At 60.3% G+C, this 15,088-nt stretch carries 12 protein-coding genes; 4 read left to right on the plus strand and 8 right to left on the minus strand.

Annotation, left to right across the window (positions count from 1 at the left end; genetic code table 11):
* Positions 1-13: 13 nt before the first annotated feature.
* On the minus strand, positions 14-655 hold the full coding sequence (crp, locus tag EHN06_RS18180) for a cAMP-activated global transcriptional regulator CRP (protein ID WP_007153756.1): 642 nt from the start codon (positions 653-655) through the stop codon (positions 14-16).
* Between the two features lie 241 nt (positions 656-896).
* On the opposite strand from crp, the gene EHN06_RS18185 reads away from it, so the two are divergent.
* From EHN06_RS18185 to EHN06_RS18195, 3 genes are all read left to right on the plus strand, one after another.
* Positions 897-1,319: an OsmC family protein gene (locus tag EHN06_RS18185; RefSeq protein ID WP_127333907.1), complete on the plus strand. Its 423-nt coding sequence runs from the start codon at positions 897-899 to the stop codon at positions 1,317-1,319.
* A 204-nt stretch (positions 1,320-1,523) separates the two neighbouring features.
* Positions 1,524-2,318, plus strand: coding sequence for an adenosylmethionine decarboxylase (gene speD / locus EHN06_RS18190; RefSeq protein WP_127333908.1), 795 nt, complete (start codon positions 1,524-1,526; stop codon positions 2,316-2,318).
* A 136-nt stretch (positions 2,319-2,454) separates the two neighbouring features.
* A complete protein-coding gene (locus EHN06_RS18195) occupies positions 2,455-3,312 on the plus strand; it encodes a pirin family protein (protein ID WP_127333909.1) in 858 nt (285 codons plus the stop codon).
* Positions 3,313-3,334: 22 nt separating this feature from the next.
* On the opposite strand, the gene EHN06_RS18200 is transcribed toward EHN06_RS18195, so the two are convergent.
* Genes EHN06_RS18200 through trxA form a run of 5 tightly spaced genes read right to left on the minus strand, consistent with a single transcriptional unit; the run spans position 3,335 to position 9,270 of the window.
* Positions 3,335-5,485, minus strand: a complete 2,151-nt coding sequence (locus EHN06_RS18200; protein WP_127333910.1) for an exonuclease domain-containing protein — start codon at positions 5,483-5,485, stop codon at positions 3,335-3,337.
* Between the two features lie 3 nt (positions 5,486-5,488).
* Complete coding sequence (locus EHN06_RS18205; RefSeq protein ID WP_127333911.1) at positions 5,489-5,860, minus strand: response regulator transcription factor; 372 nt, start codon at positions 5,858-5,860, stop codon at positions 5,489-5,491.
* Positions 5,857-8,643 (minus strand): sensor histidine kinase, encoded by a 2,787-nt coding sequence (locus EHN06_RS18210; RefSeq protein WP_206075683.1) that lies wholly within the window; start codon positions 8,641-8,643, stop codon positions 5,857-5,859. Before EHN06_RS18210 ends, EHN06_RS18205 begins: the two co-directional genes overlap by 4 nt.
* Positions 8,644-8,656: 13 nt before the next feature.
* Positions 8,657-8,890 carry a hypothetical protein gene (locus tag EHN06_RS18215; RefSeq protein WP_206075684.1) on the minus strand — a complete coding sequence of 78 codons (234 nt, stop codon included), beginning with the start codon at positions 8,888-8,890 and terminating at the stop codon, positions 8,657-8,659.
* Positions 8,891-8,943: 53 nt separating this feature from the next.
* On the minus strand, positions 8,944-9,270 hold the full coding sequence (trxA, locus tag EHN06_RS18220) for a thioredoxin (protein WP_127333912.1): 327 nt from the start codon (positions 9,268-9,270) through the stop codon (positions 8,944-8,946).
* A gap of 188 nt (positions 9,271-9,458) precedes the next feature.
* Here trxA and EHN06_RS18225 point away from each other — a divergent pair, with 188 nt between their 5' ends.
* On the plus strand, positions 9,459-10,373 hold the full coding sequence (locus EHN06_RS18225) for a LysR family transcriptional regulator (protein ID WP_127333913.1): 915 nt from the start codon (positions 9,459-9,461) through the stop codon (positions 10,371-10,373).
* A gap of 15 nt (positions 10,374-10,388) precedes the next feature.
* Here EHN06_RS18225 and EHN06_RS18230 read toward each other — a convergent pair whose 3' ends face one another.
* Positions 10,389-11,255 (minus strand): phosphoribulokinase, encoded by an 867-nt coding sequence (locus EHN06_RS18230; RefSeq protein ID WP_127333914.1) that lies wholly within the window; start codon positions 11,253-11,255, stop codon positions 10,389-10,391.
* A gap of 19 nt (positions 11,256-11,274) precedes the next feature.
* The gene (locus EHN06_RS18235; protein WP_127333915.1) at positions 11,275-15,042 is read right to left on the minus strand and encodes a DUF1631 family protein; all 3,768 of its coding nucleotides are present in this window, start codon (positions 15,040-15,042) and stop codon (positions 11,275-11,277) included.
* Positions 15,043-15,088: the final 46 nt, after the last annotated feature.

Below are 15,088 nucleotides of genomic sequence, written 5' to 3' on the forward strand. Positions count from 1 at the left end.
CACGGGGCCGTGGTCAACGGGTACCGTAGACCACCATGGTCTTGCCCTTGACCCGTACCAGCCCCTGGTCTTCCAGGGTTTTCAGTACGCGGCCGACCATTTCCCGGGAACAGCCAACAATGCGACCGATTTCCTGACGGGTGATCTTGATTTGCATGCCATCCGGGTGAGTCATGGCATCGGGTTCCTTGCACAGGTCCAGTAGCGTCCGCGCGACACGACCGGTGACGTCCAGAAAGGCCAGGTCACCAACCTTGCGAGTGGTCTGACGGAGGCGGGAGGCCATCTGCTCGCCAATGAAATACAGAACCCGTGGGTCCTGCTGAGCAATCTCGCGGAATTTGGTATAGCTGATTTCAGCCACTTCGCACTCGGTCTTCGCCTTCACCCAGGCGCTGCGGGAATCCATGTTGTCAAACAGCCCCATCTCGCCAAAAAAATCACCGGCGTTAAGGTAGGCCATGATCATCTCGCGGCCGTCGTCATCCTCAATGATGACGGTTACGGAGCCCTTGACGATATAAAATAGTGAATCGCTCTTGTCGCCCGCATAGATAATGGTGCTCTTGGCGGGGTAGCGCCGGCGGTGACACTGCGACAGGAAATAATCCAGATGCTTGGTTTTCTGCTCAACCGGCTTGACGATAGTGGCCATAGTGCGAGTCATGCCTCCTCAAAAACTGGCGGGTCCCGATGTTTATTATGTGCCCGGCTTTCCATGCGGGTTTAGTCATTTTTCTTGAAAATCAGCGCAACTTATAACAAGAAGGCCCGGTTTCGGCAACCTGAAACCGTGTGTATCTGTGTAACCGGCCCGGGACGGGTGTTGCTGCCGGGCGTCACGCTATGTGCTAGCATCCGTGCCGGATCCCCGATGTATTGTGGAGTTTACCGACATGAAAGCAACTGTAGACTGGGCAGGAAATGCCAGCTTCAAGGCCACCAGCGGTACCGGCCACACCGTGCAGATGGACGGCCCACCCGACCACGGCGGTGAAAATCTCGGACCACGCCCGATGGAACTGCTGTTGATGGGCCTTGGCGGCTGCTCATCTTTTGATGTCATGAGCATTCTCAAAAAGAGCCGCCAGGACGTCACCGCCTGTCACGCTGAGCTGGAAGCGGAACGGGCCGATGCCATCCCCGCCATTTTTACCCGTATTCATCTACACTTTGTGGTTACCGGTCACAAACTGAAAGAAAGTCTGGTCAAACGCGCCGTCAGCCTGTCAGCCGAGAAATACTGTTCAGCCTCGATCATGCTGGAAAAAGCGGGCGTGGAGATCACCCACAGCCATGAAATCCGTGAGGCGGAATAACCGGTAGCGGACACGGAAATTACGGATGCTAAAATGTGGTTGCGAAGACTACCCAACCACATTCGCGGTGTGCATAATACGCACCCTTCTCCGCCGGTCTGCGCAAATGGTGAACAATCCGGTCAGTAGTCGGTGGCGGCCTCGGCAGAATGCCCGATCAGGCCTTCTGTAGTCATTCATCTCCATCATCCGGAGGGGCTGAGCATGGAAACCAAACTCCAGTTGCACGGTTTCAACAACCTGACCAAATCCCTGAGTTTCAATATCTACGATATCTGTTACGCGCAGACCGAAGAGCAACGGGAAGCTTACATCGATTACATCGACGAGATGTATAATGCCGAGCGCCTGACCCAGATCCTGACCGATGTGGTCAAGATCATTGGCGCCAATGTTCTCAATATTGCCCGCCAGGACTATGAGCCTCACGGCGCCTCGGTGACCATGCTGATCGCCGAGCATGAGCTCACCAACGGTGAAGAGCCTGACAACGAAGAATCTCCGGGCCCGCTACCGGATGCCATCGTGGCGCACCTGGACAAGAGCCATGTCACCGTACACACCTACCCGGAAAGCCATCCCCACGATGGTGTAAGCACCTTCCGGGCAGATATCGATGTGTCGACTTGCGGTCTGATTTCACCGTTGAAGGTATTGAACTATCTGATCCACAGCTTCGATTCCGATGTGGTCACGGTAGACTACCGTGTGCGCGGCTTTACCCGTGACGTGGACGGCACCAAGCATTATATCGATCACGACATCAACTCGATTCAGAACTATCTGACCGAGGATACCCAGAACGCCTATCAGATGATCGACGTCAACGTGTACCAGGAGAACCTGTTCCACACCAAGATGATGTTGAAAGACTTCAAACTCGACAACTACGTGTTCGGAGTCAATGCCAGCGATCTGGGTGTGGAAGAAGCACAGTCCATCGAGGATCGCCTGCGCCGCGAAATGCTGGAGATTTTTTACTCCCGCAACGTGGAGTAAGCCATACCCACCAATGACCGGCGGAACAGTGCCCGCCGGTCATTCAGTTTTTTTGATGCCCCACCCCGAAAATCTCCGTTTTATTCTCTACGACCTCCGGCGTTTAATAGTCTTATTGACGCACAAGGAGGACACCATGACTTTACGCCCCATTAAACAAATCATCCCTGCCCTGGAAACTTCTGACGGCGCAGGCGTACGCATCAGGCGCTCCATAGGCCAGCACCAGAATATTCGCCTTGATCCGTTCCTGATGCTGGACGAGTTCGGTTCCGACCAGCCCCAGGACTACATTGCCGGCTTTCCGTCCCACCCCCATCGCGGGTTCGAGACGGTGACCTATATGATCGAGGGTCATATGCTCCACGAGGACCACATGGGCAACCGGGGCGACCTGAAGAATGGCGGCGTGCAGTGGATGACCGCCGGTCGCGGTATCGTGCACTCGGAAATGCCGCAGCAGGAGGCCGGGCAAATGCGCGGTTTCCAGCTCTGGCTGAACCTGCCGGCTGCTGAAAAGATGAAGCCCGCCGGCTACCGGGACATTCAGCCCGAGGAGATTCCCGATGTCCATCTGGACGGCGCCAGGCTGAAACTGATTGCCGGCAACATCGAGGTGGACGGCACCATCGTCTCCGGTGCGGTTACCGGCGGCAGCACAGATCCCCTTTATGCCGACATCCATATGGAACCGAACAAGGCCATCACTGTGCCTGTTAGCGACCAGCTGAATGCCATGCTGTATCTGTACGACGGTGACGCGACACTTCAGCATCAAGCCGACCGTAAGCCTCTAAAGCTGTCGGCAGCCACCATTCTCGGCGATGGCAATCAGGTGCGGATTGAAGCCGGTGACCAAGGGGCCCGCCTGCTACTGATTGCCGGCAAGCCCATCAACGAGCCGGTCGTCCAGTACGGCCCGTTTGTGATGAATACCCGGGAGGAGATCGAGCAGACCCTGCGGGACTATCGGGATGGGCACCTGACCGCCTGAACGGGGTGCTCAAGCTGGCGCGCTAGTATTCGAGCCTGGCGTAGGCGGTCTTGCGGGATGCCTCCCGCGCCTGCTTCAGGGTATGGACACCACGCTCTTCAAGCAGCGGGATCAACTTCAGCAGTACATGGCCGGTAACCATCGCATCCCCCAGCGCGGTGTGCCGGCCGACCACCTGCACCCCGAGGCGGGCGGCAATCTGTTCCAGGCTGTGGCCCTCCGCCGGTTGCACCAGGGCGGACAGCAGCAGAGTGTCCAGCACCGGCTGGATAAAGCGGATGCCAGTTTGCGCTTCTTTGAGTTGCAAGAAACGCATGTCGAAAGCGGCGTTGTGAGCCACCAGCACCGTGTCCTCGGCAAAGCGCTGGAACAGCGGCAGCACCTCGGTGATATCCGGCTGCCCGTTGAGCATCTGCGGCGTGAGGCCATGGATCACCTGGGATTCCCGCGGCACCGGCCGGTGCGGGTCGACCAGTTGCTCGAAGCATTCCTGCATCAGCAGTCGCCCGTTAACGATGCGCACCGCGCCGATGGAGATGATTTCATCGCCCTCGGATGGCGCCAGTCCGGTGGTCTCGGTGTCGAACACGGTGTAGGTCAACTGCCGCAGCGGTCGCTCGTCCAGTTCGGTACTCTGTCCCGGTTGGTTGAACAGGTCGAAATCGTAGTACACCGGCCGCCCGGGAACCCGTGCCGGCACGGACACCTCCGCTTCCGACCGGGTCGCTGGCAATTGCAGGCACAGGCGACTGCACCCGGCCACTGTATCGCCCTGGCACCAGATTTCGCCGCCATGGCTCTCCAGCACCTCCCGCAGGGACGAGGCAGCGGGGCCTTCAGCGACGGACCTGAACGGCCGCTGCTCCCACTCATGCAGATGTTCCGGCTCCGGTGCCGGTCCTTCCCAGCCGATCAACAGGCGCGCAAAGTGGCCATCAGCAACCACTTCGACTGTCACCTCGCGAATGTCCAGGGCATCGGCCAGGGTTGCCATCAATTGGGTCATCGCCTGCACCAGGGAGTAGCTGTCCAGATTCAGCCAGAGCGACTCATCACTCTCCGGGTAGCGAGCGTTATCGGAGGGACAGCGAGCCGTGACCCCGACCGTGGCGAAGCTGTGCCGCAGGGCCACCAGCAGGTCGGTGGCCAGCATGTCCTCGAACAGCCATTGCGGATGCAGCAGGTCTGCGTGCCGGGCCAGGGCCTGTTCCAGATGCCGGGAAAGCCGTTGCGCCTCGTCATTGATCACCTCGCCGAAACGGCGCCGGTGCCCGGCATCCATGTCCGGGAAACGCTCCATGGTCTCCGCGGCGGCGCGGATGTTACCCAACGCCGCCCGGGTGCCTTCGGTCAACTGTTGCAGCAGCGCATCACGGCGGCTGTCCAGCGTCACCTCACGGGTGATGTCCTCGAGGATCAGCACGAAGCCGATCAACTCGCCCCGATGATCCAGCATTGGGGCCATTTGCGCCCGCAGCAGGTAATCGCCACGGGCAGTGACGAAGTGGGCCGCCGGGTCCTGGCAATTCTGCCGGAGGCGCTGCCGGATCCGTTCCAGGGCATGTACGATCAGCCGCTGGTCGAGTATGCCGAAAATCGATCGGCCCAGCCCCACTGGCGCCCGGGCCGGGCCGCCGGCGTGCGGCTTGAGCAGTTGGCTGGCGCTCGCGTTGTACAGCAGGATACGGCCCTCGCTGTTGCACATCAGCACACTCTGGGACAGCTCCGACATCAACGCCGCCAGGCGGTTCTTTTCCTGCTCGATACGGGCGTTGGCTTCTTCGATACGGCTTGTGACCTCGCGCTGCAACGCGCAGTGGGCCTCGGCAAAGGCGTTCACCGCCTCACCCAGCCGGCGCATATCGCGGCTGCCGGCCATGGCCACGCGGTGCTCGGGATGGGCCCGGTGAATGATTTCAACGTCTTCACGCAGGCGGGTCACCGCCTCCGGGTAGGCCACCAGCCACTGGCGGACGAGTACGCCAAAGGGCACCAATACCAGCATGCCAAGCACAACCAACAACATGCCGCGCCCGGATACCAGCGCGCTCAACGCCTCCCGTTCCGCGGCATTCAGGTCGGCCCAGAGAAAGCCACCGGCGATTGCCAGCAGGCCGGCGAGCAGTGCAATCAGTGCCACCAGCCAGAGCGCAACACGTACCCTCGGGCGCATCGGCTATTTGTCCTCCAGGTGCGCTGCGATCTCCGCCAGCAGTTCCTGGGTCGAGAACGGTTTGGTGATGTAGGCGTCGGCGCCCAGGGCGAGGCCCTTGCTGATTTCCACCTCGCGGCCCTTGGCGGTCAGCATCAGCACCCGCATGCCCTGCCAGTCCGGATTCTCGCGGATCTTCTGGCACACATCGAAACCGCTCAGGTGTGGCAACATCACATCGAGCAGCACCAGGTCCGGTGACTCCCGCCGGATCGCTTCCAGCGCTTCCTGGCCATCGTGGGCCACCACCACCCGGTAGCCGGCCTGCTTGAGCAGGAACTCCAGGGAGATAACAATGTTCTGCTCGTCGTCGGCAATCAACACGGTCTTGCTCATGTCTTGTCCTCCGTCTCGTGGCCGGGGTCCGGCACGGCCACATCCGACTGCCCCAGGGGCAAGGTAAAGGAAAACGTCGCGCCCTTGCCAGGTTCACTGCGCACCCACAGCCGGCCGCCAAAATGTTCGACGATCTGCCGGCTGATCGGTAGGCCGAGACCGGTGCCCTGGGGTTTCTCCGTCAGGTTGTCCCCGGCCTGGCGGAATTTCTCGAAGATGGTGTCCTGATCCGCGGCATCAACTCCACGGCCATTATCGCGCACATCCACCTGCAACGCCTCCGGCAGCACCCGCACGGTAATCCCGATGCGCCCCGCCTCGCGGTCGCAGAACTTGATGGCATTGGTGATCAGGTTGAGCAGCACCTGCAGTAGCCGGTCACGGTCCGCCATGACCGGGGGCACCTGCCGCGGCAGGTTGAGTTCCAGTTCCACTCCCTGCTCCTGCACCAGTTGGCTGGTGGTGGTCAGGGCGTCGTCGATCACCTCCGCCAGGTCGAGCTCGGTGGCATGCCATTCCACCCGTCCCGCTTCCAGCTTGGCCAGGTCCAGTACCTGGTTGATCATTCGCGTCAGGCGCTCGCTCTCCTTGACGATAATGGCGATAAACTGCGCCCGCTGTGCCTGATCCAGCTCCGGATTGTCGTTGAGGATCTCGGAGAACGCGCGGATGGAGGTCAGCGGTGTCCGCAGCTCGTGGGTCACGGTGGAGATGAAGTCGTCCTTCAGGCGGTCCAGCTCCCGCAGCCGTTCGTTGGCCGCCCGCAGTTCACTGGTGGCGGCCTCCAATTCCCGCGACTGCTGCTCCAGGCGACGGCTGTACGCGATCACCTGGGAGGTCTCGTCGAGGATACCGAGCACTTCCTCCATGCCCAGGGGCTCTTCCTGCACCGCCGACGCCAGCACCACCCGCGCCGAGGCGGCCCCGATGGCGCCGGCCAGTTGCTGCTCGGCGAAATGCACCAGGTCGGCGTCCGGCACCAGCTCGGCGCTGGAGCGCAGACCGCGCCTGGCGGCGTAGTTGTCAAAGGCTTCCGCGGCCCGGGTCGGCCCCAGGAAGCGCCCGACCAGGGCAATCACTTCCGTCATCGATGCGCTCCCGCGCCACAGGCTGGCGCCCCGCCCGGGCGACTTAAAGACATCGACGAAGAGCAGCGCCTGGGCATGCTCGCGGCTGCTCTGGCGGCCGAACAGCGACACCCCCACGTAGGCGCCCAGGTTGGCCAACAGGCTCCAGAACAGCGAGTGGCCGATCTCGTCCACACCCTCCAGGCCAAACAGGGCCGTTGGTTTAAGCCAGGCAATGGCAAACGGCCCCTGCTCGATAAAACTCAGTGGCAGCCAGCCGGACTTGGCGAACGCGGGCAGCAGCAGGGTGTAGGCCCACAGCAGGAAGCCCAGGGACAGCCCCCACAGGGCACCGGCGCGGGTACCCTGCTTCCAGTACATGCCCCCCAGCATCGCTGGTGCGAACTGGGCCACCGCGGCAAAGGACACCAGACCGATGGAGACCAGGGCGTAGGCCTCGCCGGCGGCACGGTAGTACACATAGCCAAGCAGCATCAGCAACAGGATGGCGCCGCGGCGGATGCCCAGCAGCAAACGCGACAGGTCGCGGCGCTGGGCCAGCCCGAGGGCTTTCCAGCGCAGCAGCAGCGGCATCGCCAGGTCGTTACAGATCATGGTGGAGAGCGCGATGGTCTCGACGATGACCATCCCGGTGGCGGCGGACAGCCCACCGATGAACACCAGCAGCGCCAAGGCCTCCTGATGGTGGGCCATGGGCAGGGTCAGCACAAAGGTATCGGCGTCCACCGTACCGGCGGAGAAATGCATTAATCCGGCGAAGGCGATCGGAAGCACAAATATATTGATCGCCAGCAGGTACAGGGGAAACAGCCAGATGGCCTTGGCCAGGTGGTTCTCGTTGACGTTCTCCACCACGCTGATCTGGAACTGGCGTGGCAGGAACAGGATCGACAGCATCGACAGGAAAATCAGCGCCGCCCAGGATCCGTAGGTACCGGCTGGGCCGCCGAGGGTCAACAACTGGCCGATATCCGGCAACCGGGCGGCCCGGTCGAAGATATCGGCGAAACCGTCGTAAAGTACGAAGGTGACGAAAATGCCCAAGGCCAGGAAGGCCAGCAGCTTGACCAGGGACTCGAAGGCGATGGCCGCCACCATGCCCTCATGACGCTCGGTGGCATCCAGGTGGCGGGTGCCGAACACAATGGTGAACAGCGCCAGCAGCAGCGCCACGTAGAGTGCGGTATCCCGCAGTGGGCTCATGACCTCGCCCTGGCGGGGCATCTGGATGGCGGGGTACTCCCAGAAGATCAGGAAGCTGCTGGACACCGCCTTCAACTGCAGGGCGATGTAGGGAATCACTCCCACCACCGCGATCAGGGTAACCAGCCCGCCCAACAATGCGCTCTTGCCATAGCGCGCGGCGATGAAATCGGCAATCGAGGTGATGCGGTTGGCCTTGCTGATGCGGATCATCTTGCGCAGCACCAGCCAGAACAGGGCGGCCATCAGAGTTGGTCCGAGGTAGATGGGCAGGAAGCCGACTCCGCTGACCGCTGCCCGGCCGACGCTGCCATAGAAAGTCCAGGAAGTGGCGTATACCGCCATCGACAGGGCGTAGATGTACGGGTTGGCAATGATTGAACGGCCGGCGTCGGCGCGCTTGTCGCCCCAATAGGCGATGGCGAAGAGAATGCCCAGGTAGGCACAGGACGTCAGCAGTATCAGGCCACCTATAGGCATGGACAGCGACATCGACAATGCCCCCTCACCGCCTGGAGCCTTCTATAGCCCAGATCATCAATACGATCAGCAGCGCCCAGGCCCCGAACAGGTAGGCAAACAACAGCGGGATGCCAAACACCTCACCGCGGCTGTCGAACAGGGCCAGCAAAGGGTAGCTGAATAACAGGCAGCCCAGCAGGAACAACGCCACCAGCCGCTGAGCCCACAGTGTACGATTGGCCATGGACTTCACCTCCCTCAGGGAAGTGTAGTCCATGGCTCGCCAATCCATTGTTTTTCGAGTTCGGGGCCCTGTGTTTCCCCAGTAGTTTAAAGCGCCTCGGAAATAAAGTTCCGCAGCTGGCCGAGCCCGGCAGTGCCCGTGTGTTTAGCTGCAGGCTTGCCGTCACGATAGATCACCAGGGCAGGAATGCCCCGGATCCCCGTGGCTGTTGCCAGGTCTGGATTCTCGTCCACATTCACCTTGGCCACACTCAGTTCATCAGTGAACTCGTCCGCCAGCTCCTCCAGCAGCGGGGCAATGGCGCGGCAAGGTCCGCACCAGTCGGCCCAGAAATCTACCAGGACGGGCTTGGCCGAACTCTCAATGGTGTCATTAAAATTGCTGTCGTTCAGGTGCTGGATGGTATTGGTCATCGCACTCTCCTCATTTCGGTGGTTTGGATAAGTAGAGGATGCCCACTCACCAGGGCGGGCGACCAATGGTTTGTTTGCATAAAACACATCATCTGGAGTGATGTATTTTAGAAGGATCCCTTGCTGACCAAGTGAAACCTGGCTTAGGCTGGAGGCTGAAGATTACGCTTTCAGGGAGATTTTTGCGGGTGAAGAACCAGGAGTTGACGCTACTCTACGTATTCGATGCCATTATGACCGAGGGCTCGATAACCCGTGCTGCCGAGCGGCTGGCGATGACCCAGCCGGCGGTCTCGAATGCGGTTTCCCGCATGCGGGAAACCTGGCATGATCCGCTGTTCGTCAAGCAGGGCCGGAACATCCGGCCGACCTCCTATGCCCGCAGTCTCTGGGACCAGATTCGCGGCCCCATGCACGACCTGAGCAATGCAGTGAATGTGACCCGGTTCGAGCCGGCCCAGGCACGGCGACAATTCCGGATTGCGGTCACCGACGCCATGCTGGAACTGATCTGGCAACCACTGGTGGCCGAGCTCGAGCAACAAGCACCCGGTGTGGACCTGTACGCGGTGCCGTTTACTGCGGAAAGCGCCCTCACCCAGCTCCGTGAGGCTCACGTGGACCTCGCCCTCGGCATGCTGACGGAGCACGATCGCAGCCTTCGCAGTGTCTGGCTGTTCGACAGCGGCCATACCGTCGTCATGCGGCACGACCATCCTCTGGCGGGGCGGCCGTTGGCGGTGGACGACTATGTCGGTACTCGTCACCTGATGGTGTCGCTGTCCGGCGAGGTGAATGGCTTCGTCGACCAGGCCCTGGAACGTCAGGGCCTCAAACGTCGGGTGGCCGTCACCGTCAACCACTTCCCCGCGGTCCCCCGGCTGCTGCGCCAGTCAGATATGATTGCCACCCTGCCCCGGATAGCCACCAACGACACTGGCTTCAACGAGGGAATATGGTCCACCGGAGCACCAATCGCTATTGATCCCCTCAGCCTGTACCTGGTCTGGCACACCCGGCACGATCGGGACCCCGGTGTCATCTGGATACGGGAGCGGGTCGAACGAATTGCCAAGGCATGCTGGGCGGAATGCTCTGGCTAGCTCCCCCTGCGCTGGTCACGCGAAGGGCTTTTGCGCCATCAATCTCATCACCATGGGTCTCAGGATGAGATCCATGGCAAGCCCCAGCTTTGTCCCCGGGATGACCAGGGTGTCATGCCGGGACACGCTGCTGTTGGCGATCATCTGCAACAGGTAGGGGAAATCCACTTCCGAGGCGTCGCGGAACCGGATCACCACCATGCTCTCATCTTCCGAGGGCACATCCCGCACGACAAACGGGTTGGAGGTATCCACCAGGGGCACCCGCTGGAAGTTGATGTGGGTATGGGCAAACTGCGGCACGATATCATGGACGTAATCGTCCATCCGGTTGATGATGGTTTCCACCACCGCTTCCTGGGAATACCCGCGCCTGTTGGTGTCGCGGTGAATCTTCTGTATCCATTCCAGGTTAACAATCGGCACCACGCCAATCAGCAGGTCGACGTATTGGGCAATGTTATAGGTGTCACTGACCACACCACCGTGCAATCCTTCATAGAACAGCAGGTCGGTATCCGCAGGCAGCGGTCCCCATGGGGTGAAGGTACCGGGTTTGTATCCCGCCGCCACCAGAGCCTGATCCTCATCGTGGACGTATTGGCGGAACTGGCCATTACCGGTGTGGCCATAGTCGTACAGCAGGGCCTCGAGTTTATCGATGTGGTTGGCAGCCAGGGCAAAATGGTTACGCTCCCCGAACTGCCCCTTGGCCGCCAGGCGGGCCATCTGTTCCCGGGTATAGCGGTGAAAGCTGTCGCCACTGACCATGGCGGCCCGCAGCCCTTCACTGGCGAATATCCGGCTGAATATCTGGCCGGTGGTTGTGGTGCCGGCGCCGGAGGAACCGGTGACAGCAATAACAGGGTGACGTTTCGACATGGCAAACCGTGGTCAGGCGTTAGTGTAGGCTGTCCAGCAGCCGAGGCTTTTCAATCACAAAACCCTGAGCATAGTCCACACCCAGATGCCTCAGCATATCGAGAACTTCACGGGATTCAACCTGGCAGGCAATCACTTCCCGTTTCATATAGTGCGCCATGTCCACCATCGACTGCACCATCGCCCGGTCCGTTTCATTGATGTCCACCTGGTTGGTGAACACACTGTCCAGCTTGATCAGATCGACCGGAAGGCTGCGCATCAGCTGGAACGATACCGGACCACTACCGAAATTGCCCAGGCAGAAACGGCAACCCAACTCCTTCATCTCCGAAATGAACCCTGCCAGGAGATTGAGATCATTCACGGCGGTGGCTTCCGTCAATTCAAACCAGAGGCGCTCAATGGGGGCATCCTTCTGGCTCAGTTTGTCATAAATGAATTCCAGCAATGACTGGTCATTCAGGGAATAACCGGACAGATTAATACACACGCCACCGAGGTGGTCGGGATCCGGGGCCTTGTCCCGCAACCAGTCCAGCATGCGCCCCACCACCCAGCGGTCCACCGCCTGCATGCGATCATAACGTTCGGCCATGCGCACAAAGTCGCTGCCGGTGATCAGGTCACCGCTATCATCGTACATGCTGATCAACACCTCGTACTGCGACAACATACGGGTATGGGCATGCAGCGGAATGATCTTCTGGCAACGCAACAGCATGCGTTCTTCGTCCAGGTTTCCCAGACTCGCCACTTTCGCGGCAATCTGGTCCTGGCGGGACTGGTCCGTTGCATCAAGGGCATATTCAACGATCTTGCCATGCCCCTGTTTCTTCGATGCTTTAACCGCGTGTTCGGATGCGCGCAGCCAGCGCTGAGCAGCCGTCAGAGCCGGCAATTCCGGCACCAGTCCGGCGCTGGCCGATAACCTGTAGCATCGGCCGTCAAAGGTAAACTCCGCCGCCTCAATATCAGCCACAATGCCCTGGGTGGTGGTCAGCGCCGTTTCGGCCGGCAGCAGCCAGGCAAACTCATTTCCGGACAAGCGCGCCAGTGGCATACCATCACCCACCCTGGCCCGGAGCAGATCCGCAACCTGGCGGAGAGCATCATCGCCTGCCTGATAGCCGGCGGTATCATTCAATAATCGGAACTGACGCAGGTCCAGTCGCACCAGGGCACGCTCGTCTTCATGGCGCGCCAGTTGCTGATCCAGCATCCGCTCAAACTCCCGGCGCCCCAGTAACCCGGTCAGTTCGTCATGGGTGGAGGCCCAGGACAGCTGGTCATAGACCTTGCGAACCATTCGATCCAGGCTTTCATCCACCAACGGCCGATCATACTGACTGTCGGGCACCACAATCCCCTTACGCATCTGGCGCGCCAGGGCCTCCAGATCCAGTTCCACAACCCTCATACCCTGATGGTTCACGAACACAAAACGACTGAAACTCCGTGCCACCCACACTAGGCGAATATACTGGGGATTGTCTGGGTCTTCCTGGTCCCGAAGCCAGTCGCCGGTGCGCAGTTGCCGGGCACGATGGATCCAGCGCTGGAGGCTGCGCTGCTCCCGCTCGGACAGCTTCTTGCGCTGGTCTTCTTCGGTCTGGACAGGAGGCATTTCCACCAATTCCGGCGGCTTATCGGTCTTGCGCACCAGGAACTGTTTCAACTCTTCCCGAATCTGGGATGAGGGCATATGGTTGCTTGATATCGAGGACAGACCATCCTGAATCACCCGCAACAATTCCGGCAGATTGATACCCGCGCGGGGATCATCGGCGAACGCCAGCAGCAGATCAATCACCGACAGGTAGTCCTGCCATAACTGACTGTCCGGCCCCTGTCGGATCCAGGTCAATGAGAGCAGGTCACGCCACCCGCCTTCCAATAGACTCAACAGTGCCTTGGGAACCTTGCGGCCAGCCAGTTTCCGGTTGAGCACTTCTGTGACGGCGGACTTGGAGTCAGACACTTTCTGCGCCCCCTCCGCAGCTGCGGTGACCCGCTCCACATTGCGCCGATAGACCAGGTTCTGACGGTCAATCAGGGTATCCAACTCCTGCACGGTGGTTTCAAAGACCCCCGTATCCTGCTCAAAATCAGTGGTAATGCGATGGATCAGTTCATCAACCCGACGCTGCACCACGGGGTTAATGCGCCCACCCCTGACACCGAGCTGGGCCAAACGGTTCATGACGCCACGAACAGGGCTGCCCTGATCGTCGAAAAAGGACGGATCCCGCATCACCACTTTCAACACCGGCACTTCCAGCTGGCGCATACGGCTTTGGGCATAATCGCTGAGCTTTGGGCTTTCCACCACGCTGCGGAAAAAGCGATCCACCACATCCAGGGTCTCCTGCTGCTCGTCGTTGAGGGCAACATCACCACTGCCTCTGATGTGTTCGACGACACGGTCCCTGAGTGTACCCGGCTGCTCCGGTGACGCGGTTGACTCAACCTGTAAATGCTGCAGCTCCCGATGTAGCTCGCCAACCGACAATGGCCGGGCATTGGGAGCGAAGGCCATGGGCTCCGTGTCTCCCCGAGCCAACCGACTCGCAGCCAACGTGCCGATCAGGTTACGAACCGTGGCGAACGCTGTCTGCGCGGCATTGGCATAACTGCGAAACTCGGCAGGCGCGGTTTTAGCGGAATGGGTGCCCCCGGCCCATTTTCCGGAAGCAGGGGCCGGCGACGCGACTGACGCCGAATGGGAGCCGGACTTGTTTGCAGCCTTCGCGGGACCGGTGGCTACCTCCCGGGCTGGATCATCACTCACCGTAGAGCGTTCTGACAGGTATTTACTCAAATCCAGATCCGGCATAACGCCATGACGAATCAGGATGTTGTTCAGTTCCTGATAAAGCGGAGCGAGCTGTTGCAGCACCAACTGTTCGAAAACCTTCAGGCAGACCTTTTCCACTTCGCGACTGGCTTTCAGGTGGCTCAGCCCGGCGTGGAATGACTCACAAACCAGCGACGGTCCCAGGGGGTTGTGGTGGCCAGTGGAATTGGCAATACCTAACTTGTCCAGTCTGAGCTTGAGCTGGAGAAGCTCCCCCCGGTACAGGGTATCGGCCTTGGTAACCATCACCCGGATGGTCAGCCAGTCCTCGAATTCACCCTTGTCCACCACCGACAGTTCCGCGCCGGGGAATCCTTTTGGCGCGGGTTTCAGGGGTGACTCGAGGCTTTGCGCCATCTGGTGCCAGATCACCCGTTGCCGGGCCTGGAGCTGACCGGAGGCATCCATATACTCATTGGCCTGCTGGTCGCTGGCGGCCCTCTGGGCTGCCTGCTTCAATGCCACAATCATTTGCGCCAGACAGGAATCCATCAGTGGCTCAATAAACTGGACAACCGCACGGGCAGACTGATGGAGGACAAACTGCACCCGATCACTGGGTGCACGCAGAACCGATCGTTCCTGGTGACGGTTACCACCACACTGCTTCAGCATCGCGCTCACGGCATCCGGATTGGCACGGACAAAGTGCACCCCCATAGCGCCGTCAATACGCCGGACAATACTGACATGCAACTCGTGGCGGCGATTGCCGTCAGCGGAGCGAAAACGAACGGTAATTTCATCCGGGGCACCCCGGGCGATCGCGCGCTCAAGTTTGCGCGATGTTTCTCCCGAGTAACGAATAAACAGCCCTTCAGCACAAAAATCCGCGATCTGACATGGCCACGTCTCGCCCGCCCCAAGATCCAGTTGGGCCGCAAGTTTGATCGGCTGTCGGGGGCTTGTGCGACGTTCTCTGGGATCCATGTACTACCTGATATCCGGCAATGCCAGGGTGGTCCAAATTCTCACC

Source organism: Marinobacter sp. NP-4(2019) (genome assembly GCF_003994855.1).
Lineage (GTDB): Bacteria > Pseudomonadota > Gammaproteobacteria > Pseudomonadales > Oleiphilaceae > Marinobacter.